Annotated in this window: 18 protein-coding genes and 1 pseudogene; 8 read left to right on the top strand and 11 right to left on the bottom strand. The window is 71.7% G+C overall.

Annotated features, from left to right (window positions below; translation table 11 throughout):
* Positions 1-46 precede the first annotated feature (46 nt).
* Together AB5J49_RS24625 and AB5J49_RS24620 are read left to right on the top strand one after the other, a co-directional pair.
* Positions 47-895, top strand: a complete 849-nt coding sequence (locus tag AB5J49_RS24625) for a Scr1 family TA system antitoxin-like transcriptional regulator (protein WP_369170798.1) — start codon at positions 47-49, stop codon at positions 893-895.
* Entirely contained in the window at positions 855-1,082 is a 228-nt protein-coding gene (locus AB5J49_RS24620) for a DUF397 domain-containing protein (RefSeq protein ID WP_369170796.1), read from the top strand. Before AB5J49_RS24625 ends, AB5J49_RS24620 begins: the two co-directional genes overlap by 41 nt.
* On the opposite strand, the gene AB5J49_RS24615 is transcribed toward AB5J49_RS24620, so the two are convergent.
* A complete protein-coding gene (locus AB5J49_RS24615) occupies positions 1,034-5,272 on the bottom strand; it encodes an NACHT domain-containing protein (RefSeq protein WP_369170795.1) in 4,239 nt (1,412 codons plus the stop codon). The genes AB5J49_RS24620 and AB5J49_RS24615 overlap by 49 nt on opposite strands.
* Before the next feature lie 186 nt (positions 5,273-5,458).
* Between AB5J49_RS24615 and AB5J49_RS24610 the strand changes: the two genes are divergently transcribed.
* A complete protein-coding gene (locus tag AB5J49_RS24610) occupies positions 5,459-6,298 on the top strand; it encodes a hypothetical protein (RefSeq protein ID WP_369170794.1) in 840 nt (279 codons plus the stop codon).
* A gap of 8 nt (positions 6,299-6,306) precedes the next feature.
* Here AB5J49_RS24610 and AB5J49_RS24605 read toward each other — a convergent pair whose 3' ends face one another.
* The 7 genes and pseudogenes from AB5J49_RS24605 to AB5J49_RS24575 all read right to left on the bottom strand — a co-directional run bounded on the left by AB5J49_RS24605 (position 6,307) and on the right by AB5J49_RS24575 (position 14,761).
* On the bottom strand, positions 6,307-6,582 hold the full coding sequence (locus tag AB5J49_RS24605) for a ribosomal protein L7/L12 (RefSeq protein ID WP_369170793.1): 276 nt from the start codon (positions 6,580-6,582) through the stop codon (positions 6,307-6,309).
* 29 nt (positions 6,583-6,611) lie between these two features.
* Positions 6,612-7,355 carry a GAF and ANTAR domain-containing protein gene (locus AB5J49_RS24600; RefSeq protein WP_369170792.1) on the bottom strand — a complete coding sequence of 248 codons (744 nt, stop codon included), beginning with the start codon at positions 7,353-7,355 and terminating at the stop codon, positions 6,612-6,614.
* Positions 7,356-7,497: 142 nt separating this feature from the next.
* Positions 7,498-8,301: a TIGR03943 family protein gene (locus AB5J49_RS24595; protein ID WP_369175245.1), complete on the bottom strand. Its 804-nt coding sequence runs from the start codon at positions 8,299-8,301 to the stop codon at positions 7,498-7,500.
* Positions 8,298-8,570: pseudogene (locus tag AB5J49_RS24590) on the bottom strand (permease); the annotation flags it as partial. The pseudogene AB5J49_RS24590 and the gene AB5J49_RS24595, both read right to left, overlap by 4 nt.
* A 2-nt stretch (positions 8,571-8,572) precedes the next feature.
* A complete protein-coding gene (locus AB5J49_RS24585; protein ID WP_369170790.1) occupies positions 8,573-9,922 on the bottom strand; it encodes a tetratricopeptide repeat protein in 1,350 nt (449 codons plus the stop codon).
* Between the two features lie 266 nt (positions 9,923-10,188).
* Entirely contained in the window at positions 10,189-10,845 is a 657-nt protein-coding gene (locus AB5J49_RS24580) for a Uma2 family endonuclease (protein ID WP_369170788.1), read from the bottom strand.
* Between the two features lie 121 nt (positions 10,846-10,966).
* Positions 10,967-14,761, bottom strand: coding sequence for a hypothetical protein (locus tag AB5J49_RS24575; protein WP_369170787.1), 3,795 nt, complete (start codon positions 14,759-14,761; stop codon positions 10,967-10,969).
* A 343-nt stretch (positions 14,762-15,104) separates the two neighbouring features.
* Here AB5J49_RS24575 and AB5J49_RS24570 point away from each other — a divergent pair, with 343 nt between their 5' ends.
* Positions 15,105-16,007, top strand: coding sequence for a hypothetical protein (locus AB5J49_RS24570; protein ID WP_369170785.1), 903 nt, complete (start codon positions 15,105-15,107; stop codon positions 16,005-16,007).
* A gap of 122 nt (positions 16,008-16,129) precedes the next feature.
* Here the strand turns inward: AB5J49_RS24570 and AB5J49_RS24565 are convergent, their stop codons facing one another.
* Positions 16,130-16,318, bottom strand: coding sequence for a DUF397 domain-containing protein (locus AB5J49_RS24565; RefSeq protein WP_369170783.1), 189 nt, complete (start codon positions 16,316-16,318; stop codon positions 16,130-16,132).
* Between AB5J49_RS24565 and AB5J49_RS24560 the strand changes: the two genes are divergently transcribed.
* The 3 genes from AB5J49_RS24560 (at position 16,311) to AB5J49_RS24550 (ending at position 19,644) form a co-directional block, all read left to right on the top strand.
* Entirely contained in the window at positions 16,311-16,499 is a 189-nt protein-coding gene (locus AB5J49_RS24560; protein WP_369170782.1) for a hypothetical protein, read from the top strand. The two genes, AB5J49_RS24565 and AB5J49_RS24560, sit on opposite strands and share 8 nt — an antisense overlap.
* A 139-nt stretch (positions 16,500-16,638) precedes the next feature.
* Positions 16,639-17,418 (top strand): NPP1 family protein, encoded by a 780-nt coding sequence (locus tag AB5J49_RS24555; RefSeq protein ID WP_369170780.1) that lies wholly within the window; start codon positions 16,639-16,641, stop codon positions 17,416-17,418.
* Positions 17,419-17,643: 225 nt separating this feature from the next.
* Positions 17,644-19,644 (top strand): Ig-like domain repeat protein, encoded by a 2,001-nt coding sequence (locus AB5J49_RS24550; RefSeq protein WP_369170779.1) that lies wholly within the window; start codon positions 17,644-17,646, stop codon positions 19,642-19,644.
* A gap of 4 nt (positions 19,645-19,648) precedes the next feature.
* On the opposite strand, the gene AB5J49_RS24545 is transcribed toward AB5J49_RS24550, so the two are convergent.
* Positions 19,649-21,322, bottom strand: a complete 1,674-nt coding sequence (locus AB5J49_RS24545) for a hypothetical protein (protein WP_369170778.1) — start codon at positions 21,320-21,322, stop codon at positions 19,649-19,651.
* A 70-nt stretch (positions 21,323-21,392) separates the two neighbouring features.
* Positions 21,393-22,619, bottom strand: coding sequence for a PP2C family protein-serine/threonine phosphatase (locus tag AB5J49_RS24540; protein WP_369170776.1), 1,227 nt, complete (start codon positions 22,617-22,619; stop codon positions 21,393-21,395).
* 183 nt (positions 22,620-22,802) lie between these two features.
* Between AB5J49_RS24540 and AB5J49_RS24535 the strand changes: the two genes are divergently transcribed.
* The gene (locus AB5J49_RS24535; RefSeq protein WP_369170774.1) at positions 22,803-23,261 is read left to right on the top strand and encodes a hypothetical protein; all 459 of its coding nucleotides are present in this window, start codon (positions 22,803-22,805) and stop codon (positions 23,259-23,261) included.
* The last annotated feature ends 65 nt before the right edge of the window (positions 23,262-23,326 follow it).

Here is a 23,326-nt window from a genome sequence, read left to right as displayed (position 1 = left end):
CGTGTGATTACGCTCAGCTACAGACCGGACTTGGGGGTGGTACGCCTTGGTACACATTCGTCAACTCGACCCCACGGCTTCTCCGTTGGACTACTTCGGCTACGAGCTGAGGAGAAAGCGGGAGGAGGCGGGGCTGACTCTGAAGCAGCTGGGCTCGGTTCTGTTCTGCTCGGGGTCGCTGATCGGCCAGATCGAGACGACGCTGAAGGTACCGACGCGGGATTTCGCCGAGCGTGTGGACGCGGCGCTGGTGACGGACGGGATGTTCTCGCGGATGGTGGGGCTGGTGCTGCGCAGCCAGTTGCCGACGTGGTTCCAGCCGTATGCCGACATGGAGTCGAAGGCGACGTACATCTCCACGTATCAGAGCCAGCTGGTGTACGGGCTTCTCCAGACGAAGGCGTACGCGGCGGCGCTGCTGTGCGTGGACCACCCGGACAGGGTCGAGGAGATGGTCGCCGCCCGCATGGATCGGCAGCGCATCCTGGAGCGCGAACAGCCACCCGCGCTGTGGGTGGTCCTGGACGAGTCGGTGCTGTACCGGATGGTCGGCGACCGGGACGTCATGCGCGAGCAACTCGCCCACCTGTTGAGCTTCCGGAACAACCAGTCGGTGCACATCCAGGTGCTGCCGTACTCCGTAGGCGCGCACACCGGAATGATGGGCACGTTCAACCTCCTGCGCTTCGACGAGCACCCCGACCTCTTCTACAGCGAGAGCTACGACCAGGGGCACATGACCCCCAACCCGCAAGTTATTAGGGAACGTTCAGTCGGATACGCTCGCTTGCAGGCTGGCGCCCTCTCGCCCGAGGACTCGGCCAACCTGATCGCCCGCGTGATGGAGGAACGCTATGGACACCAGCGAGCAGCTGAAGGCCGCGACGTGGCGTAAGTCCAGCTACAGCGGCACCAGCGGCGGCGACTGCGTCGAGGTCGCCGACCTCACCCCCTGCGTCGCCGTCCGTGACTCCAAGAACCCGGGCCACGGCATGCTCACGCTCACGCCGGAGGCCTTCCGTACCTTCGTGGACTACGTCGGTTCGGGCAAGGGCGCCAAGCCCGGTGTCTCGGAGCGGTAGCGGTTCACGGCCGACCAGGACGTCTCGGGCTCGGTGGCGAGTTTGGCGCGGGCGGTGGTGAGACGGTCGACCGGGTCCGGGCCCGCGAGGCGCAACCAGTCGAGGGTGGCAGCCACGTCGCCCTCGGTGAAGGTCCGCATGAGGGTGGCCCCCAGGGCCAGGTAGGCGCGTACCTGGGTCACGGCGCGAGCCACGTCGTACTGGTCGGGGTCGATGGGCGGGGCGGCGCCGATGGCGGCCTCCCACTCGTCGGCGGTGACCGCGGCCTGTGATGCGTCGGCGATCCACCGGGCGGCGCGTGGGGCATCGGCGCCGCTCAGCGTGGCGGCGTACCGGGTCTGCGCGGAGAGGACGGTCCGGGCGTCGTCCTCGATCAGCCTCTGCGACAGCTTCCGCAGGCCCACGGTGCCGCGCAGAGCGCGTTCCGTGGCCAGGCTCGTCACCGCGCGCAGCAGGTCCCGCGGGAGACCGCCCGACAGCACCTGGCACAGCCACAGATACGGCCCGGGCAGCCAAACGCCCCGCAGTTCGAGGAGCGTGCGCGCCTGGCTGAGGCTGAGCGGGCGTACGGCGACCACGCGGTCGAAGGCACTGTCGAACGCGGTGCGCACATCGAGGACGTGCCGACCGAACGTGGTCAGCGCGTCCTCGGACACGGCGACGAGGAAGTGGCAGCCGCGGATCCCGAAGACGACCTTGAGGTCGTTGAGGAACCGCTCGGCGTCCTGCGAGCTGCCCAGCTTGTCGAGTTCGTCGATCCCGATGACCACACGCCCGCCCGACTGCCCGCGGTCCCGGGCGACCTCGGTGAGGAACGCGCGGAAACGGGCGACCAGTTCGGGGTAGGTGAGCACCTGCTGGGTGTGCTGGACCTGGGAGCCGTCGGCCAGTTGAAGCCCGCCCGGGAGAGCGAGCTGGGCGTTGCGGGTGCGCAGGAACGTCAACTGGTAATGCAGGGTGCGCAGATGGGTGGCGGCCAATACCTCGGTGTCCCGCGGGTTTTTTCCGTGCCGGCGCCCAGCCCGGCCCGCCCGTAGGGACAGGGACAGCGCCCACGTGAGGCCCGCGACGGTGAGCACGCCACCCCCGGCGATCACCAGCGCCTTCGCATGACCGGTGACCGCCGCCGCGGCCGCGGTGAGTTCGGGCCACAGAAGTGTCACGACGGTGATCAGAACGCCTGCGGCCACCATCAGGGCGGCACCCAGCTGGTGCACGAGGGTCCTGCGGCGCACAGGATCCGGGGCCTGGCGCCCGTCGTCCCCAGGGTTGCCGCCGGTGACCTGGCGGCACACCTCCGCGAACAGATGGATCAGGAATTCCCGGGGGTCGTACGAGGTCGGGGCGGGCGCCAGGACGAGCAGGTTGTCGGCGGCGGACAGCGAGCCGGAGGTACAGAACCGCTGCATGAGACTGGACTTGCCCACCCCGCGCTGCCCGCTGACGCCGATGCTCGCGCTCTCCAACTCGCGAAGATGGAAGGCGATTTCATCGGCCGTATCCGTGCCCACGAACTGGTCGGAACGCCGTGAGCCGGTGAGCCGGGACGGGGCGATCGCGGGCAGCGCGGGCACCGTCCCCGTGTCCGTACCGACCCTGAGCCGGCCCCGGATCAGCGGCATGACACCGTCCCGGGCCACGACGGTCAGCCAGGTCTGCCGGGCCTCGGACGCGGTTTCACGATGGTGACGGATGGCCGGGAGTTCGGGCCAGGCGTCGGGGTCGTCGTCCAGTACGGCGCGGGCACGGGACACATGGGGGCGGGCGTAGAGCCAGGCGACTAGGAAGAAGATGTCTGCTGCCGCTGTGATCGCCGCGATGGTTCCCAGCGAGTGCTCGGGGAGGAACGGGGACAGGGTCCAGGGCGTGGAGGTGTAGAGGGCCAGAACGGCGACGATCACGTAGGCGACGCGGCGGGGAACCGGCGTTGCATCCGAGCGGGCGACGACAAGAAGGACCAGACAGGCCCCCAGCGTCCACCCGACCATGCCTACGCCCACCTTCGACTGGTCCACGCCGGTCAGCACTCCGACGGCTCCGCACACGATGGCCCCGGCCAGCAGCGCCGCGAGCCCGTAGAGCCGCGCCGTCGTGGGGTTCGCCCAGACGCTCACGCGCAGCGCCTCGCTCATACGCTGCCTGGCCTCGCGGTACCGCTCGTACGCCTCGGTGCCCTTGTCCGCGGCGGCGCGCAGCTCGTTGGTCAGCACCTCGTCGGCCAGCTCCGCGATGTGCTCCCGCTCGCGCGCGTACCTCTCGGGGCTGCCGTCGGACGTGAACGCGAGGTAGGCGACGGACTCCGGCAAGGTCAGAACCTCGGCGCGTATCTCTTGTTGAAAGCGTTCCGTGGCGCGGACGCGGGCCAGTCGGTCCGTTCCCCCGCCCAGCAGGGCCTCGCGGGCCAGGCTGTGGCGGAACGTGTAGCAGCCGGCGCCGTATCCGTCGGCCGGTACGAGCACTCCCTGTTCCTGCGCCTCGGCCAGGAAGCGGCCGAGGCGCAGCGGCAGTTCCCCGTCGAGGACCAACCCGAGGTGGGTGAGGCGGTAGCGTCCCCAGGCGGTGCGGGTCAGCAGGACGGTGGTGAAGAATCCCAGCGAGGTCGCCGCCCACACGAACCAGGGCAGTCCATCGCTGCCCGCGGTCTGGCCTGCCGGGTCGGACAACAGACCGATCGGGAGACACGCGAGTGCGGTGACCGCGCTTGAGGTGAGCAGCGCTGCCCCCAGATCGGAGAGCTGGTCACCGGCTCGGCGGGCTCGGCCGGGTTCGGTGTTCGGCCCGGTGATCATGATTACGAATGCCGCGACAGCACCGATCGCCATAAGGCCCATCGAGAACCATGTTCGGGGGAGAAACCACTCCGGATCCAGGGTGATGACCACGCCGATGGGCGGGCTGATCAGCCCCACACCGAGCGTCGTCGCGAAGAACCAGAAGGTGGCTCCATGAAGCGGCACCAGCCGCAGCGCCGGTCGCCGCCAGAGACGCCGGGGCTCCTGGTGCGAGATCATCGGTGCCAGGAAGGCCAGATAGCCGAAGATGCCGTACATCCCCGAGAGGCTGCTCCCGAGCCCCCGGTCCGCCGCCAGCGCGACAAGGGCGGGAATCCCCAGCAACGCGGCGGTCACATAGGCCACCGCCCACGGCGAACCGTACTTACCGGCCATCCGCCACCACAGCAGCAGGCCGTCGGCCTCGCTCCCCATCGCGTCGGCGATCAGTTCGAGGCGGCGCCTTCCGTCCGTGCCCCAGCCCTCGATGCTGACCGTCGGATCGGCCGTGTCCCAGATCCGCTGCCGTACGGCAGCGGCGTCGGGCAGCTCCCCGCGGTCGGTGAGCTCTGTTGGGTCCCGGTGCCGATGCCCTTCGTAGCCACTTGTTGCGAGCGACAGGAACCATGGTGAGGAAAGGGCCTCGGCGAGCGGACCGGACGGTTCGTCCTCGACGGCCGTGGCGACCGGCGCCCATCGCCGGGCGTCGACCGCACGCAACTCGGCGGCGACGTCCTGCGCCCGCAGCGGCAGCAGCGTCACGGTGGTGCCCACGCCGGGGCCGAGGAGGTCGGCCATGTCTTCGTAGGCGTCGGTGCGGCAGGTCAGCACGTACCCGGGGAACCCGTCCAGCCAGCGCATCAACAGGGGTACGCAGGTGGCCCGTTGGGAGTCGGGAAGCTCGTCGAGCCCGTCGAGTACCGGAAGCAGGCGACGAGTCACCGTCAAAACCCGCACATGGTCCGCTTCCGCGCCGTAACGGTCCGCGACGCGTGAGATGAACCAGTCCTGCACACTCTGCGACGCGGGTTCCCACGAGGAGAGGCCGACCATGACGGGCATGGGACCGTCGTCGAGCAGCATGGGAACGAGTCTGCGGGCAGCGGTCGTCTTGCCCGACCCCGCGTCGCCGAGGATGACCAGGCGCTTGTCGTGCAGGCTCTCGAACGTCGCCGCGATGCTCTGCCCCGCTGCCCGCGGCAGCCTACCCGGCGGAGCCATGCCGGCCGGTGGGTACAGCGGTCGTCCCAGCCCCCGGAGCTGTTCGGCCTCCACCGCCCGGACCGCGTACGGGAGGAACTCGGAGGCGGCCGGATGAGCCGAACGCCTACGGGGACGTTCCAACCACCAAGCGCCGATGACGGGTAGGACGAGGCCGATGAGAACGACCGCCACGTTCCGCCATATGTCCGTCGTCACCCGCGCATCCTCCCCGACCGGCCCGCCTCCGCGTGGCCCGAATCGGCGATCCGGCCTGCCCGCAGGGGGAGCGGACCCCGTCACCCGGACGGCTCGGCGCGCTGGTGGTCGTACTCCCGGGGTGATGCCTTAAGAACACGCACCGCTCTTGAGCGCACGCCCGACCCCAGCCCAGGAGGCCCCGCGATGCCCCGTCCCCCGGCCCGCGCCGTCATCGCCTCGACGCTCTCGGCGGCCACCCTGCTGACCACCGCCTCCGCCTGCTCCCTCGTCCGGCCGGAGAGGGCGATCTCGGGCGTCCCCGCCGCGGTCTCCCCCGCGGCCACCGCCACCGGGCCCCCGACCCCCGCGGCCGCCCCGACCCTCACCGAGGCGCAGGCCCGGGCCGCCCTCATCACCGAGGCCGATCTCGGGGAACCCTGGGTCCCCACCCGGGGCGTCGCCACCTGGCGGGACGCCATGCTCAAGGCGAGCGCCGAGTCGGCCGAGTGCCGACGGCTGCTCGACGCCCTGTACGCGGAGGAGCTGTTCGGGCCCGACGCCCGTACGCGCGCGTCGGTCGGCCTCGACGACGAGTACGACGAGGCCCAGCTGCGCTACCAGGTGGTGGCCCATCGGCCGGCGGAAGTGGACCGGACGCTGGAGTGGCTCGGCAGCCTGCCGCGCACATGCGGGCAGTTCACGGCCAGGACCACGCGCGGCGGGCTGATGACCGTGGAGGTCGGCGAGGCTCGGATGCCGGAGGTCGGCGACGCCCGGCGGGGTCTGCACATCGTCCTCAGCGGCGTCTCCGAGAACGAGGAGGGGGGCGGGGACGAGGGTGAGGGCGAGGGTGAAAGCACGGGTGAGGGCACGGCCGCGCCCACGCTCACCCTCCACGTCGCGGCCGTCCGCGTCGGCGACGACGCCATCACCGTCACCAACGGCGGCCTCGGCCAGGTACCGGGCGACGCCACCCTGGCCGCGGTCGAACTCGGCGCCCAACGCCTGGCGGAAGTCAGGAAACGCGGCCGGGTGGAGATCTGACCCCTGCGCTAGGCCATGCGCTCGACCGCGTCCTTGGCCTCCTTCAAGCCCGCCCCCGTGATCTCCCGATAGACCTTGATCGCCTGGATCTTCCTGTCGTTCCGCACGAGCGCGAGGACCTCGTCCATCCGCGGGTCGTCCGCGCGCAGCCCCAAGTGGTCGAGAATCAGGTCGAGTTTGTGCTCGACCCGGGCAACTCGCTGATCCGTCCGGGAGATCCTGCTCTGGATGGTGAGGATGCCTGCGAACGCGGCCAGCACGAAGATGAGACCCACTATGTCCATGGTCGACGATCCTAGGCGGACCCGCGGCCCTACTCCTGGTCGAACCGCACCCGGTGTTCCACCACGTCCCGTGCCACGTCCAGGGCCGTACTCCCGCCCGCGAACGCGTGGGCCCGCAGCCGTGCCAGCGCCTCGTCCGTGCCGACGCCGAGCTGGGCCATGATCATGCCGGTGGCCTGGTAGACCTGGTCGTGGTCGGCGGCCAGGCCGCCCAGCCACCGTTCGCCGTCCTGGTCGCCCGCGTCCTCCGCGCGCGGCAGCGCCATCAGCGCCACCGTCATCATCCCGGCCACCAGCCGCGCCGTCCGCAGATCCCGGTCGGTGAGGTCGCCGGGGGTGTCCCGGTAGAGGTCGAGCGTGCCCACGCACACCGTGTCGTTGCCGAGCGGCATCGAGTAGACCGCCCGCACCCCGGCGGCCGTGGCCTGCTGGGCGAAGACCGGCCAGCGCAGGACGTCTCCTCCGGTCGTCAGGTCGCAGGCCAGCACGGGCGTACCGCTCTGTGCGGCGGACTGGCAGGGGCCGTCGCCCAAGGTCGCCTGGATCTCGGTCACATACGCGGCCTGCGCACTGCTCGCGCCCAGCTGGACGGGCATGCCGTCACTGTGCAGCGACACGCTCGCGCCGGTCACGGGCAGCAGCTCGACGGCCACGCCGCACAGCCGCGCCGGGATCTCGCCGGGTCCGGCACCGCGTACGCCGTCGGCGATCGCGTCCGCGGCACCCGTCCGCTCTCGTCCCCGCTCATCACGATGACCGTCTTTGGGCCGCACAGCAGCCTCCTCATGAGAGCGGCCTGCCTGGTCCAGGGCCTTTGGGTGGCCGTTCCACCGCTCGCCCGGACGCCGCCCGACTACCCGTGGCACGCCCCGCGAAACCCCGCCGACCGCCGCGCGACGAGCGCTGCTACCGCTGCTACCGCTTCTCGTACGGGTTCGCCGGCTGCGCGACCCGCCGCACCGACGCCGCGTCCAGGACGGGCGGCCATGCCTCGTCCGTGCCGAGCGTGCCCTTGGGGTGCCAGGCGCCGGTGACGGTGACCCAGGCGTCGACGGGCGGAGCGTCCGCGCCCCGGATCTCGACCTTGCTGGTGGTGGCGTCGGCGGCGCAGCAGGCGACGAGGAGGCGGGTGACGTACCAGGTGCCGTCGTCGTCGCGGGTGACGAAGCCGGTCAGCCGGACCGTGCGGCCGGCCAGCGACCGTCCGCTGTCGTAGATCGCCCGGGAACCGAACTCCGCCACCGTCAGTTCCACCGGGTTCCCGGCCGCCAGCGCGGGGAAGGCCCCGACCCCTTGCGCGGCCCGCTGCGCCGCCTCGCGTTCGGCGCTGTAGGAACCGAGCGCGGGGGGCGGGAAGAGGAGGAGGGCGAGGGCGGGGAGGGTGAGGAGCCAGGCGACGCCGGGGCTATGGTGGCCGCCGTGCTGATCGTGGGCGTGGGAATCGCCGCCGGAATCGTCGTGCTCGCCGTGCTCGCGTTGCTGATCGCGGCCGGCGTGTTCGCCGTGCTCTGCGTGCTGGCCCTGCTCGGCGTACGGTTCCTGTTCCGGTCGCCCGACCGCCGCGGCCGCCGCCAGCAGAACCAGCAGGAACCCGGACACGACCAGGTATGGCCGTAGTCCCGCCTGCACATACCGCAGGTACAACTCGCTGAGCAGCGATATCCGCAGGATCGCCGCACCCGTCAGGAGCAGCAGCACCGCCGGCCCGTAGCGCCTCACAGCAGCCACCACCCCACCAGCGCGCTGCTCCCCACGGCCACCACCCATGTCACGGACGAGAACCGCACGGCGAAGGACCGCCCGAACGTGCCCGCCTGGAGGGCGATCAGCTTCAGGTCCACCATCGGCCCGACCACCATGAACGCCAGCCGCGCGGTCGGCGAGAAGCCGCTCAGGGAGGCGGCGACGAACGCGTCCGCCTCGCTGCACACGCACAGGACGACCGCGAGGAGCGCCAGCAGCAGCACCGACAGCCAGGGCGAGCCGGTGCTCAGAGAGGGGGCTGTGCGGGGGCGGGCCCGAGGGTGGTGGTGCCGGGAGCCGTACGGTGTCCCAGCCCCGTCCGGTACACGTCCAGGGCCGCCTCCACCCGTCCCGTGCGGCGCAGCAGGTCGCCGAGCAGCCGGCACAGGTCGGCCAGGTCGCCGGCCGCGCCCGCGCGCTCCAGGAGGCTGAGGGCGCGGACGTAGTGCTCCTCGGCGGTCTCGGTGTCGTGGGCGTCCTCGGCGATGATGCCGAGGAGGCGGTGGGCGGCGGCGGAGTGCAGGGCGCCGCGTTCGGGGCTGAGGTCGCTGAGCACCTCGTGGAGCAGGGCGGCGGCCTCGTCGGACTTGCCGCGCCGGTGCAGCACGTCGGCGAGTTCGACGGCGACCTGGCTGGTGTAGAGGGCGGCGCGCTGGGCGGTGAGCATGGACCGGGCCTCGCGCAGTTCGGCCTCGGCGCGCTCCAGGTCGCCGTTCTGGGCGTAGACGTAGCCGCGCATCCAGTGGCAGTTGGCGAGTTCGGTGCGGATCTGCAGTTGCCGGTACAGCTCGGCGGCCTTGGCGAGGGAGGCGTCGGCCTCGGCGACCCGCCCTTCGGCGAGCAGGGTGCGGGCGACGGACCGGTGCATACGGGCGACCAGGGCCGGGTCCGCGGCCTGCGGGGCGAGGGCGAGGGCGTACTCGGCGGCCTGAGCGGCGCGGGCGTGGACGCCCATGTCCATGTAGGGGCCGATGACGCTGGCGTAGAGGAGGAGCAGCGCGTCGGGGTCGTGCAGGCCGCCGCGGTTCAGCTCGTCGAGGGTGGACTCGAGGAGGTAGACGGCGTAGCGGAGCTCCCCAGCGAGGTAGTGGGACACGGCCCTTCCGCGCAGGGCCGGGACGCGGGCGGGCAGTGGGGCGTCGGCTTCGGCAAGCATGCGCTCGGCCCGCTCGAAGTGACGCCGGGCGGAGGCGAGTTCACCCACGTCGATGCCGCACTCGCCGAGCCCGAGCAGCGCGGTCGCCTGCTCCTCGGCGAACCCGTACGCCTCCGCCTCGGCGAGCAGCGCGGCGTACTGCTCGGCCGCCGCCTCGGCATCGCCGGTGGCGAGGGCGCGCTGGGCCTCGGTCAGCCGCAGGCGCAGGTCCGTGACGAGGTGCGCGGGGCGGCCGGTGGCGAGTTCCTCGAAGGCGACGCCGAGCCGGTCGGCGATGTGCCGTAACGCGTCGTCGGAGGCGCGGACGCGGCCCGCCTCCAGGGTGGAGATGTAGGCCGGGGTGTACGCCGGTTCCGCCAGTTGCTTCTGCGTCAGCCCGCGGTCGGCCCGCAGTTGCTGCACTCTCCGCCCGATGATCCCCGGGTCGTCACGGTCCGACATCGCTCAACGCCCCCACCTCGGCCAACTGCCTCTGCGACCCTTGCCGTTCGGGTCCGGCAGCCCCTAGGTTAAACCGCGGATTAAACGCGATTAACCCATGGCTGTTGCGAGGTCGCCGTGCAGGAACGCACCAGCACCACCGAGCGCTACACCCGAGGATTCGCCGCCGCCGTGGTCGCCGTGGCGACCCTGATCCTGGCGGCGAATACGGGCCCGGCGCGGGCGGCGGAACCGGAACCGGAACCGGAACCGGCGCAGCAGCGGGGTCAGAACTCCGCGGTGTCCAGCTCGAACCCGAGGGGCTCGGGCAGCGGCACGGCGAGGCCGAGCTTGTACTTGGGGTTCTGGGTGTATTCGTCGCCGGACGGTTCGGAGTAGACGATGACCTGCGCTTCTTCGCGGTCGATCAGCAGGTAGACAGGGATGCCCGCGCGGGCGTAGCCGCGGATCTTCTTGTTGCGGTCGCGGTCGGCGGTGCTCTTGGAGGTGACCTCGGCGACGAGGAGGACACCCGTCGGGTCGTGCCACACCTCTTGGTCGTCGAAAGTGCCCCTCGGAGCGATCACCAGGTCCGGCTCGACGCGACCAGTGTCGGACGAGCCGGGGAGGCTCAGGCCGATGCCGCCATAGTTGCGCAGGGAATCATCGGACGCCTTCCGGCCGACCTGGTGATTGACCTCCGCCAAAATCTCCTCGTGCTCCCCATTGGCCGGTGGCGTCACGCAGATCTCCCCTTCGATCAGCTCCACGCGCCAGCCCAGGGGAGCTGCCGCACTGATGCGCTCGAAGGCCGCCTCTACGCTCGTGTCCGAGTAGTCGGGCACGCCGCTGTCCGCGTCACTGTCGCCGTCCGGGTCGTCGTACGGCCCGTGAATGGCTTCGCCTTGGTACCCCGGCATGATGATCGGCTCCGCCGTCGCCATGACAGACCTCCTTCGCTCGACGCGACGCTCCCAGAGTAGACGCGGAGCCCACTCAAGGAATCCGGAGCCGCCCACTCGAACGAGTGTGCTGTTACGTTTCCTCCACAGCAATGCCGGACGGTCAGTGGCCGCACACCTTGCGGTACGGCACGTCGCGTACGTACCTCTGCCACTGCGCCCGCGTCAGCCCGTTCCCCCCTCCCGTCCGGGCGCACACCGTCCCGACCGCCTTCGACGGGGCGATGGTGTAACGCTGGAGGGGCACATGCGCGCTTCCCGCGTACACCGTGCCGCTGTCCGCACCGAACGCCACCGTGTCGATCGACTCACCCGGTGTCGTGAGCAGGCCACCGAGCGGTTGCTGGGTGGCAACGTCCCACAGTTGCAGGCTCCCCGCCTCGCCGCCCACCGCCAGTGTGCTGCCGTCGGGGCTGAGGGCGAGGGCGCTGACGGCCTCGGAGGTGTCGCCGGTCATCGTGTTGGCCAAGGCCTCCGGGAGCGCGGGGAAGACGTTCGGCAGAGCCCCCTCCCGCTGCCGGACCGTTCCGTCCCACAGCGTCGCCCGGCCCCCCTGGTCCCCCGCCGCGAGCCGCGAACCGTCCGGAGCGAAGGCGAGGGCGCTGATCTCGCCGCCCTGGACCAGGTCGCGTCTGGTGGCCCTGCCGCCCGGCAGGCCCGCCGTGCGGTTGTCGCCGACCAGGAGCCCGTCGTCGGGACGGACGGTCAGGTGGCGGCTGGACAGGCCCGTGAGGACCGCCGTCCGGCGGTGGCGGGCGATGTCCCAGGTCTCGTTGCTCGGCTCGCCGATCGCCAGGGTGCGGGTGAGGTGGAGGGTGCGGGCGTCCGGGCCCAGGGCGATCGCGATGACCGCCCCGGCCGACTTCTTCGTCGCCAGTTCCAGCGTCGTGCGGACCCGGCCCCGGGCGACGTCCCAGATCGTGAGGCGTTGCGAGGACGCCTCGCTCCCGGGCATCGAGACGGTGTACGCGAGCGTCTTGCCGTCGGGGGCGAAGGCCAGAAAAGGGACGGTGTACTCCGGGCGGACCGGCTGGGAGGGGTCGCGGGATACCGGGAGCGGCGTGGGCGGCAGTGTCTTGAGCAGTCGTTGGTCGCCGGTGTCGCGCAGCTCGAATCGGTAGGTGTCGCCGATGCGTCGCGCGGTGGCGAAGGTACGGCCGTCCGGGCCGATCAGCACGTTGTCCAGCGGCTGGTCCCGCCAGGCGGACGTCACGGCCGTCGCGACGTCCAGGGAGTGGACGGTGCCGCCCTCCAGATAGCGCAGCACCGGGCGGGCAGGGTCCCACTCCAGGCCGCCGTGCAGGGGCTGGTTGTTGAGGGAGTGGCGGAACACGGGGGCGTCGACGCCCATCCGCCACACCCTGATCTCCTCCCCGTCGGCGGTCGCCAGGAACTTCCCGTCCTTGTTGAAGGCGGCGTACTTGACTCCGGCGTCGGCGAGGTCGGCCACCTGCTCCCCCGACCGGATGTCCCAGACCCGCACCCCGTTCGCGGCCACCGCGGCGAGCTTCCCCCAGCCTTCGGCCGGGGGGACCCCCATCTCGCTTCGCTCGCCTTCGCCGAGCACCAGCTGCATGTGCTCCTGGCCGCAGATGTCGCCCACGTGGGCCCAGCGCCCGGGCACCGTGCGCCCGTCCGTCAGGTCCCGTACCTGCGCCGGGCCGGCCGTGGTGGGGCAGAACGCGAGCAGCCGGCCGTCCGCGCTCGGCACCGGCGTCGGCGCACTGTCCGCCTCCGTCTCGAACAGCAGCTTCGCGTCCGCGGCCGAACGTACCTGCACCCTGTCGTTGTCCGTACTGTTCACGACGTAAGTGCGCTCGGCGAAGTCCCCGGAGGTCGACCCCGGCAGCGGGTCACCGAACCAGCGTCCGGCGGCCGTGTCCCACAGCCGTACCCCGTCGTCCCCCTGGATCGCCAGCAGCCGCCCGTCCGGACTCGCCCCGACCGCACTGCCGCCCTCCGGCAGCCGCCCCGAGGCGATCCGCCGGTGCCGTGCCACGTCCCAGGTCCGCCAGGTGTGTCCCTCGACGCTGAGCAGCGTACGGCCGGAGTCCGTCAGGTAGCGGGGGGAGCCGCCCCCGGGTGCCGGGTCGCTGAAGGTGTCCAGTTCCTGCTGGCCGAGCGAGCCCAGCAGCGCCCGCCGGGTCTCCGGCAGCTTCGCCACCTGCCAGGCGGCGACGCCCAGCAGCTGTGCCGTGCGCGGGTCGGTCGTGCGCTGGGCGTCCGCGACGGCGGCGATACGGCGGGCCGCGTCGTCGGTGCGGCGGCGCTCGTTGTCCCGGCGCTGCGTCCAGGCCGCGACACTGGCGACCAGCGCCACCACGAGGACCGCCGCCAGTGCGCCCATCCCCGCCCGTGCCCGGCGCGTGGAGCGGGCGGCGGCCGTGCGCTCCGCCTCCCGGGCGGCCAGGGCGGCGGTGAGGAACTCGCGTTCCGGCACGGTCAGGGCATGGTCGTGCTCATGGTCGGGGAACAGCTCCGCCACACGCTCCAGGCGGGTGCCCCGGTACAGGGCGCCGGGGTCGCGGTCGTGCTCCAGCCAGACGCGGGCGGCCTCGGTCAGCCGCCGGTGGTGGCGCAGCCGCTCACGGTCCTGCTCGATCCAGTCGCGCAACCGCGGCCAGGAGACGATCAGCGCCTCGTGGGCGAGCTGGACGGATTCCTCGTCGACCGTCAGCAGGCGGGCGCGGGCCAGCCGCTCCACCACCGTCGGCCCCTCGGGGCACACCCACTCCCCCCGCTCGGCGCTGGTCAGCGGACGCCGGGTGTCCGGGGTGCCCTGACCGGGCTCGACCATCCGCAGCAGCAGACGCCGGGCGGCCTCCGCCTGGGGTGCGGTCAGCTGCCCGTACGCCTCCTCGGCGCTCCCCGCGATGGCGCCTCGCACCCCGCCGGCCGCCTGGTACGCGGCCAGGGTGAGCACCCGGCCCTTGCGTCGCCGCCAGGTCTCCAGCAGGGCGTGCGAGAGCATCGGCAGCCCGCCGGGCTCGTCGAGGACCTCCTCCACGATCCGCGCGGTCAGTTCCCGCTCCACCAGGAGCCCGACCTCCTGCGCCGGCTTGACGACCGCCTCGCGCAGCTCGTCCGCGGTCATCGGGCCGACCAGCAGTCCGGCGCCGCACAGCGTGTCCGCCAGCCCCCGGTGCTCGCCGCAGCGGGGGTAGAAGTCGGCCCGTACGGCGATGAGCACCCGCAGCCGGCTGCCGGGGTCCCTTGCGGCGAGCAGCAGGTCGATGAACCGGGCTCGCTCGGCCCGGTCCCGGCACAGGGTGAAGAGCTCCTCGAACTGGTCCACCACCACCCAGCTCTCCGGCTCGTCCGCCGCCGGGGTCAGCAGATGGCCGTACGTGGCGGCCGGCCGGTCCCCGGGCGTGAGCACCCGCAGCACCGCCGGGCGGCCCCGGTCCGCGATCACCTTCTGGAGCCGGGGTATCAGTCCGGCCCGCAGCAGGGAGGACTTCCCGCTGCCCGAGGCGCCGAACACCGCGGCGAACCGGTGCCCGCACACCAGCTGGAGCAGGTCCTCCGTCAGGCGGGCCCGCCCGAAGAACAGCCCCTGGTCGGCCGGCTCGAACCGGGCGAGGCCCCGGTACGGCGGCGTCGCGTCCTCGTCGTCCTCGCGAGCCGCCCCCGCCGCCTCCGCCTCGGCGTCCTTCCACCGCGGCTCCCACTCCTCCGGGTCGCCGCCGCAGGCCCGTACATAGCCCTGGACGACGGCGAGGGACGGCAGCCGTTCACCGGCCGCGGCCTGCGACAGCGTTGTCGGGGAGAAGCCCGCCGTCTCGGCCATCTTCCGGTACGAGGGGTTCCCCGCGGTCCTGCGCAGCTCCCGCAGTTCGTGCGCGAGCCGCGGCACGGGGCCGGTCGTCGGGTCCAGCGGTCTTTCCGGGCGCCCCATGCGCACCTCCCTGTATCTGGCGAAATAGCCGACGAACGCGACATCGAGCGCGACGAACGTACAAGGCGCCCGGTGACGCTCAAGTTGCCTGCGGGTGACGTTGAGGCGAGGCGACATGTGATGTGCATCAATCCCCTTCCGCCGATCCCCTTCCGCCCACGAAATTGATTGACCTGACAAATAGGAGGTGGAAACCAACGTTCCGGTTGCGGCCTCGGTCCTGCAAAGCCCGCGATTCGGGATTGATTGCCCCGAGGAAAGGGGGGTGAGCATCAACTCTCCGCTCGCCAGGCTCGGTGTGGTCAGGCCGGATACCGGCGGACCGAGCACTGGAGAACCACGTATGCCCCACGCACACACAGTGGCGAGCCCCCAGCGCGGCGCGCCTCGGTCGCAGACGCAGCGTCGGCTGCCGAAGCCCCTCCTTCTCGTCCTGCAGTTCCTGATGGTGACGCTGGTCGCCACCGGTGCGCTCGTGACGACCACCGGTTCCGCAAGCGCGCAGAACGAGCCCAGCGGCGCGTTTTCGCAGGGCCAGCTGCCCGGTGTGGTGTACCGCGGCGACTCCCGGGACCCGAACGACATCTTCGCCAACGGCTTCGAAGCCCGGGGAACGAACTACGACCTCGTCCGCCATGTCCGCGGCGGAGCGGGGGCCGACGACAGCGGCTTCATCTCCACGTCGGGTTCGCAGAGCGTTTCGGAGACGTTCGCCCGGAGCCAGGGTGGGCGAAACCTCGACGCCGCAGCCCGTGAGCCGCGTTGCCAGGGAGCGGGCTGGACGATCGGCATGAGCATCCCGGTCGTCGGATGGCTCGTCACGTCGCACTGCGCGCACGGGTTCGTCGAAGCCAGGACCTACGTCTACACGATCAACCCGCAGTTCGCGGGGGTCGTCCTGCACGTTCCCGAGCAGCTCCAGGGTGACCCGAACCTGGCCAATACCTACCGAGGCCAGGACGAATGGGCCTTCATCCACAGGATTCCGCCCCAGGCGATCACCGGCGTGCACGTCTACCACATGACGGCGCGGACGACCGGCAGCTACCTCGAGATGCAGAGCATCACCTTCGAGCGGGAACAGTGGGCGCCGAACCCCAACTACGACCCCAACTACCGCTACAACCCGGGCAGTGACGGGGCCGCCAACTTCCACGACGGCGAAGACCTCCACCTCCCGGAGCAACAGGCGAACCATTACAGCCGGGGCTGCAGCGCGGCCCAGCGGTGCAGGGACGGAGGCTGATCCCGGCCACGGCTGAGCCGCGGTGATCCCGGCCCGCCCATCCCGGCGCGCAGGGCACCCGACACGAGGCGGCACCACCGGTCGACGCGGTGGTGCCGCCGCCGTACCGCAGGGGCCGCGCGCTACGCGCCGACGCCCCCGACGTGGCCCACGAAGGCGACGTACGCCTCCGGCGAGAGGGTGAGGGTGCCGACCTCGGGGTTCTTGGAGTCGCGGACGGCGATGTGGGGGGTGAGGTGGGCGACCTCGACGCAGTCGCCGCCGGTGTTGCCGCTGTACGACGACACGAGCCCGTGCCCGCTGTTGTCCACAGCTGTGGACGAACTGGCCGAGCACGGGCGCGGAGTGGTGACCGTCGAGGCCGTCACGGATCGGTGGGGGTGGGTGCCCTTGGCAGACCGGCCCGGCAAGACCGTCTGGTTCGAGTGCGACGCCAAGGCCGCGGCCCAACGTGAGGTGAACGGCGAGCGGCGCGAGAGGGACGGGTGCTGACGCCACGAGGAACATCCCCCCGAAACGCCGAGGACGATTGATTTCCCTGTTCAGAACATGCCGCCGATCAATTCCCCGCGCTCCAGTCTCGTTCTCGTCCCGCCGGACTCCCGGCAGAACGAACCACCGGAGCACCCACATGTCGCAGACAGCCAAGCCCCGCCGACGGTCCCGCCTCGCCAAGGCCGCCCTCGTCCTGGGCAGCGCCGCCGCCCTGACTGTCACTCTGACGGGCAGCGCCAGCGCCGCCGTCCTGAACCCGCTGCCGTGGAACGCAAGCACGTTCCAGAACAAGTACATGCCGTTGTTCGACTACGACTCGGACGGCTGCTTCCCCGCGGCGGCGGTGGACGCGGGCGGACAGCTCAACGGCGGTCTCAACAACAGCGGCTCTATCACCGGCCAGTGCCGGGACGGCCACCTCGGCAGAGCCAACACGTACGCGCAGTCTCTGTGCAGAAACGGCTGGTGCGCCTACGTCTACGCGCTCTACTTCGAGAAGGACCAGACGCTCAACGGCGCCGACGCCTTCGGGCACCGCCACGACTGGGAGTCCGTCGTGGTCTTCCAGAAGCAGGGCGAGGAGCGCCCCCGGTACCTGTCCGCCTCCCGGCACGGCGGCTACAGCACCCACCCGATCAACGAGGTGCCGATGGACGGCAACCGCGTCAAGATCGTCTACCACAAGGACGGCGCGAGCACGCACGCCTTCCGCTTCGCCGGGTGGGGCGAGGACACGGAGGCCTGGGGCCCGGGCAATCACTGGGACACGCCGGCCCTGGTCACCATGGAGCAGATGGACAAGACGCCGCGCGACGCCCTGTGGAACTCCCAGTGGGGCAGGGCCAACTTCCCGCTGACCAACAACCTGGTCAGCAACATCAACAAGGCCCGGCCCGGCGAGGTCCCCGCGTTCTGACGCCCGAGCGGCCACCGCGCCGCGCCACCACGAGCCGCCCCCGGCGGGGACACTCCCCCCTGCCCCGCCGGGGGCTCCCTCTCGTTCTCACCCGTCTCTTACGGAGCCCATGGACCGGCTGTCAGTGCCATGTCCTAGCCTTCGATCACTTACGGCGACACGCGTGCCCTTTCCTGCCGCGTCCGCCGCCCACTTCTTTTTTCGTTCCGGGGGGTTCGAAAAACCGTGCGCAGACGCACTCTTCCCACTACCGCGACAGCACTCGCGGTCCTCTTCAGCTCGGTCGCCCTCGCCGCGACCGGCGCCGGGTCCGCGGCCGCCGACTCCAGCACCACCCTGCCCCTGAAGTCGACCGGCGACATCGTCGTCGACGGGGTCCACCAGCGGGTCTTCATCAGCGACCCGACCGCCGGCCAGGTCCTGGTCACCGACTACGCCGGCACGGTCGTCGGCACCGTCGGCTCGCTCCCCGGCGTCCACGGCCTGGAGCTGTCGCCCGACTCGGGCACCCTGTACGCGGCCGTCGCGGACGCCGACGCGGTCGTCGCGATCGACACGGCCACCGCGACGGAGGCCCACCGCTACGCGACGGGGACCGCCGGGCCCGAGTACGTCGCCCTCACCGGCGGCAAGCTCTGGTTCAGCTACGGCTCCGGGGGCGACGGCAACATCGGCTCGCTCGACCTGAGCGGCACCGACCCGGTCGTCAGCCTGGGCCAGGACACCAACCGCACGTTCTACGACGCCCCGATCCTGGACGCCTCCGCGGGCGCCCCGGGCACGCTGGTCGCGGGCGCGCCGAGCCAGAGCCCGGTCGTGCTCGCCGTGTACGACGTCTCCTCGGGCACCGCGAGCCGGAGCACGTACGCCTTCGACCCGGGCAACACCGGCGGCGGCAACCTCGCCGACCTCGCGGTCACGCCGGACGGCAAGGACGTCATCACGGCCAGCGGGTCGCCGTACTACCAGGCGGTCTACAAGCTCTCCGACCTCTCCGCGGACGGCAAGTACGTCACCAACACCTACCCGAACGCGGTGGACATCGCCCCGAACGGCGACGTCGCGGCGGGCACCTTCTCCTGGTACGACCCGGACGTGCACGTCTTCAAGCAGGGCGTGTCGTCCCCGCTGAAGCAGTACGACTTCCCCAACACCGGTACCACCAGCGGCTCCGACACGCTCGCGCCGGCCGGGCTCGCCTGGGCGCCGGACGAGAGCAAGCTGTTCGCGGTGTCGAAGAACGACAGCGACGCCTACTCGCTGCGGATCTTCGACGCCCCGACGAAGGCGTCCACCACCCTCACGGCGGGCGCCCCCGCCACGGCGACCCGCGCCAAGCCCCTGACCCTGACCGGCACACTGGGTTCCGCGGTGGCGTTCCCGGCAGGCACCACGCTCTCCGTCGTCCGCACCGACGACGAGTCCCCGAGCGGCAAGACGCTCGGCACGGCGACCGTCGCCGCGGACGGCTCGTACTCCTTCACGGACACCCCGCCGGCCGGCGGCAAGGTGAGCTACACCGTGACCTACGCGGGCGACGCCGACCACGCGGGCGCCACGGCCACCCGCTCGGTGACCGTCGCCAAGACGGCAACGACGGTGACGCTGAACAACAACCTCAAGGTGTACGGCTACGGCAGCAACGTCACCTTCACCGCGCACCTCGGCACCACGTACAAGAACCGCACCGTGGAGATCTGGGCCGACCCCTACGGCTCCGACAAGCCCAACACGCTGGTCAAGAAGGGCGCGGTGGACTCGGCCGGCAACCTGACGGCGACCGTCCACCTCACCCGGGACACCAAGGTCAGCGCCAAGTTCACGGGCGACACGCGGTACGCGGCGAAGACGACGACCAACACCGTCTACACCAAGGTGGCGATCTCGACCTCGCTGAGCGGCTCCTACAAGACGGCCACGGCCTGGAACGAGAAGTACTACTACTTCCACCAGTCCAAGGACCCGGTCTACAACACGACGATGACGATGTACCCGGGCCGCAAGTACCAGTTCCAGGTGCAGCGGTTCTACGACGGCGCCTGGCAGACGACGGCTTCGGAGTACTTCGCGCTCGACACCTACGGCAAGGACTCGGTCACCCTGGACGGCACCCCGCCCATCGGGCCCCGCTTCCGGGTCCGCTCGTCGTACGTCGACACGGCGTCGGGCGACAACGTCAACGCGACGACGTACGGCGCCTGGAAGTACTTCACCTTCACCCGCTGAACCGTCACCCGCTGACCTGCAGTTGCCGCAGCCGCTGATGGACGTTCTCCAGAGCGCCCCGTCGGCGGCCCGGCACCCGGCCCCTCAACTCCGCCAGGGCGGAGCCCAGTTCACGCACCGCCGCCGTGTCGTGGATCTGGCCCCACTGATGGTGGGCCCGGTCCACCGCGGCCTCCACCGCGGGCGTGTCCGGGGCCTGCCCTGCGGAGAGCCGAGCCGAGGCAACCGTCAGCCAGGTACGGCAACTGCGCACCGAGTCCCCCGCCAGCATCGCCAGATCCGCCCGGACCTCGATCCAATGCAGGGCCTCCTCGGAGTAGGGCCCATGACTGCGCACGGCAACCTGCTCATGATGCGCGGCCAGCCCATCGGCCTCCCCGGCCCGCCCGGCCTCGATGGCGGCAGCGATATCGGCGTGCGGGTCACTCGGCAGGGGGCTGTGCGCGGGGCTCAGCGCGAAGGCCAGGGTGGGGGTGGGCGCGGAAGCCGGCATGGGGGTGGACGTGGCCGCCTGCACGGGGGGCAGCGGTGCGGAAGCCTGCACGGGGGGCGGCGCGGGAGTGGATGCGGGGCTGTGGACAGGGATCGGCGGGAGGGTCCGCGCGCCACTCGACGCGGAAGCCGGCACGGAGCTCGGCCTGGAGCTCGGCCTGGAGCTCGGCACAGAGCTCGGCACAGAGCTCGGCATGGAAGCCGACGCGGAGCTCGGCGCGGACGTCGCCACGGAGCTCGGCACGGAAACCGGCGCGGGCCCGTGAGCAGGGACCTGCGGGGAACTCTGCCCCGGACTCGACGGGCCATTCTGCGCGGCACTCGACGCAGGGCCCGGTGCGGGACTCTGCACCGGGACCGGCGGGGGATTCTGCACGGAACCCGGCACCGGTACCAGCACAGGACTCTGCCCCCCGCCCGGCCCAGGACCCTGCCCGTAACTCGCCACCGCCACCGGAACCGGAACCGGAACCTGTACCGGGACTGGGACGGAACTCCGCGAAGCGCCCGGCCCCGGGACCGGCACGGGACTCTGCGCAGGGAGCTGCGTCGGCCCCTGTGCGGTCAGGATGATGTCGGTGCCCGGGCCACCCTCGGGGGCGATCCGGGACAGGGCCTGGTGGTGCAGTTGGTCGAGGGGTGGGCGGTGGCCGCTGCGCAGGAGGGTGGCGACGGCCTTCATGTAGGCCGGCGTCGCCACCGTGCGGCGGTTCGGCGGGGGCGCGATACGGCCGTAGACCGTGCTGCCGCGGCCCGAGTCGAGGGGGTTGGCGAGCAGCCACTCCCAGGCCTCGGCGTCGGCGTGCAGGTCGAGGAGCAGGGTGGTCGAACCCGGTGCGCGCAGGCGCAGTTCCTCACGGAACCAGTGCCAGGGGAAGCCGGTGTAGCGGACCGTCGACGGGGTCGTCCGGGCCAGCGCGAGGTGGGGCAGGTGCTGGCGGCGGTCCAGTTGCAGCTGGCCGGTGACGAAGACGGTGAGCGGCGCGGGGGCGGCCGCGGCGGCGCGCAGGCGGGTGAGGACGGCCTGCGGTTCCAGGGGGTCGGCGAGTTCCACCACGTTCGCCGTGTCCGTGCCGGACAGCACCGTGGGCGGGACCGCGGCGAGGACGGGGAGCACGGAGGCGGCATCCACCAGACAGCCCTTGGCCGCCGGTGCGGCGGCCAGCAGCAGCACGGTTCCGGGCATCGGTCCCTCCCCATCCCCCGTCGATCACGTACGGCAGCACCGTAACCGCTGCGGCTGCAAAGGGGGGATCTCAGGACCGCAAACGTCCATTTCCGTCCCCATTCCCCCGCATCCCGTCCTCCCGCATCCCGTCCTCCCGCGTTCCGTCCTCCCGCCGTACCGCGAACACGGTCGTGTCGTCGTCCAGATGCCCGCCGCAGTGCCGCAGCGTGCGCTCCCGCACGAAGGCGACCAGGCGCCGGGGCTGCGCGAGCCCCGGGTCGGCCGCGACGGCGGCGGCGACCTCGTCGGCGAGCGGATAGAAGGCGCCGTCGCCGTCCCGGGCCTCGGTCACGCCGTCCGTGGTCAGCAGCAGCGTCTCCCCGGGAGCGAGCGGCACCCGCAGCACCGGTGGCGGGCCGTCGGCTGGGACGAGCCCCCCGTAGCCGAGGGGCAGACCGTGGCCGGGCGGCAGCGACCGTACGCCGTCGGGGCAGACGACGAGCGGGGTCTCGTGGCCGAGGACGACCGCGTCCATGGCGTCCTCCCGCCCCTCCTCGGGGAAGCCGAGCAGCACGGCGGTGGCGAACCTGTCGCCCTCCTCCTTGCCGAGCGCCGTACCCATAAGGATGTGCCGCTGCATGCGCGCCTCCAGCCGCACGGCGACCGTCGTCAGATCCACCTCGTGGTAGGCGGCCTCGCGGAACGTGCCGAGCAGCGCGGCCGCCGCCTCCACCGCGCCGAGCCCCTTGCCCTGCACGTCGCCGAGGATGACGCGGGTGCCGTGCAGGCCGATCTGGATGTCGTAGAAGTCGCCGCCGACCCTGGCCTCGGTGTCGGCCGCGAGATACACCGCCGCGTGGTCGAGGCCGCCCCACCCCGCGGGCAGCGGGCGCAGCACGGTACGGCGGACCGTCTCGGCGACGTCCTGCATGTGCAGCATGCGCTGTTCGCCACGGACCCGGACCACGCAGGCCAGCGTGGCGAGGACGCCGCCGATGCCGGCGAGGCAGAGGTCGGCCAGGCCGGCCTGGTACTCGTGCGGCAGGACGGCGTCCGCGGCGACGTACGTGGCGGGCGCGAGCGCCGCGTACACGGCCGTCCCCCACACCCCGCAGATCGCGGCGGCGATACCGGGCACCAGCACCATCCAGGACAGGATCCTGAAGTCGCTGCTGGTCTCGAAGTCGACCGCCACGATGCCTACGAGCAACAGCAGCGGCGGCACCCAGGCGACGCTACGGCCGCGCACGCGCAGCAGCTGCGGCCGGCGCGCCTCGCCCTGCGGGCCGGCTCCACCGTCGCTTACGGCCCTCATGGGCTTCAGCGAAGCACGGCGTTCGGCGAGCCGCATCCGGGTACCCGGGGCTCCCACGGTCCGTGCGACCGGTGCGCCGGACGGACCGCGTCGCACCGCCGACTTTCGCACCGCCGACTTGCCGAAGGACCGCCATCAGGTGTGCCCTGGATGGCGGGGGCGAGGAGAGAGAGGAGTGCTCTCATGGCTCATGCGGCACCCGCGCCCGGCGGGCGGACTGCAAGGACGGGCACCAGCGGCACGAGCGGCCTGCCCGACGTGTTCAGCGCGCGGGCGCACCGCGTCGCGAGCGTGGCCGTACCGATCGTCCTCGGGCTCGTCTACGGCTACTGGGCCGCGGCGAACCGGCGCTCCGGCGGTGAGATCACCGGCTGGAACCTGCTCTTCGGCTTCGTCACCGCGGCCGCGTTCATGGTGCTGTACGTCGCCGTGCGCTGGGTCGCCGAGCGCGCGATCCGCGAGGTGCACGCGATCCTGTGGGCCGCCTTCGCGGGCAGCGCGTTCGGGTTCCTGTACGACCAGACCGACAAGAGTGTCCTCAGGTCCGCGCTCATGGGGCTGGTGATCGGCGCGGTCTTCTTCGCCGTGCTGTTCTACCGCTACTACACGCACGAGGACGCCCAAGGCCGCCGTATCGGCTGACGGCGGACGCGGACGCGGACGCGGACGCGGATGAACGGACGCACAGATCGGCCCCGGCTGCCACT

The sequence above is a fragment of the Streptomyces sp. R28 genome, assembly GCF_041052385.1.
In the GTDB taxonomy this organism is placed as follows: Bacteria; Actinomycetota; Actinomycetes; order Streptomycetales; family Streptomycetaceae; genus Streptomyces.
Note: the sequence above shows the minus strand (reverse complement) of the source record. Positions and strands in the feature narration are given on the sequence as shown.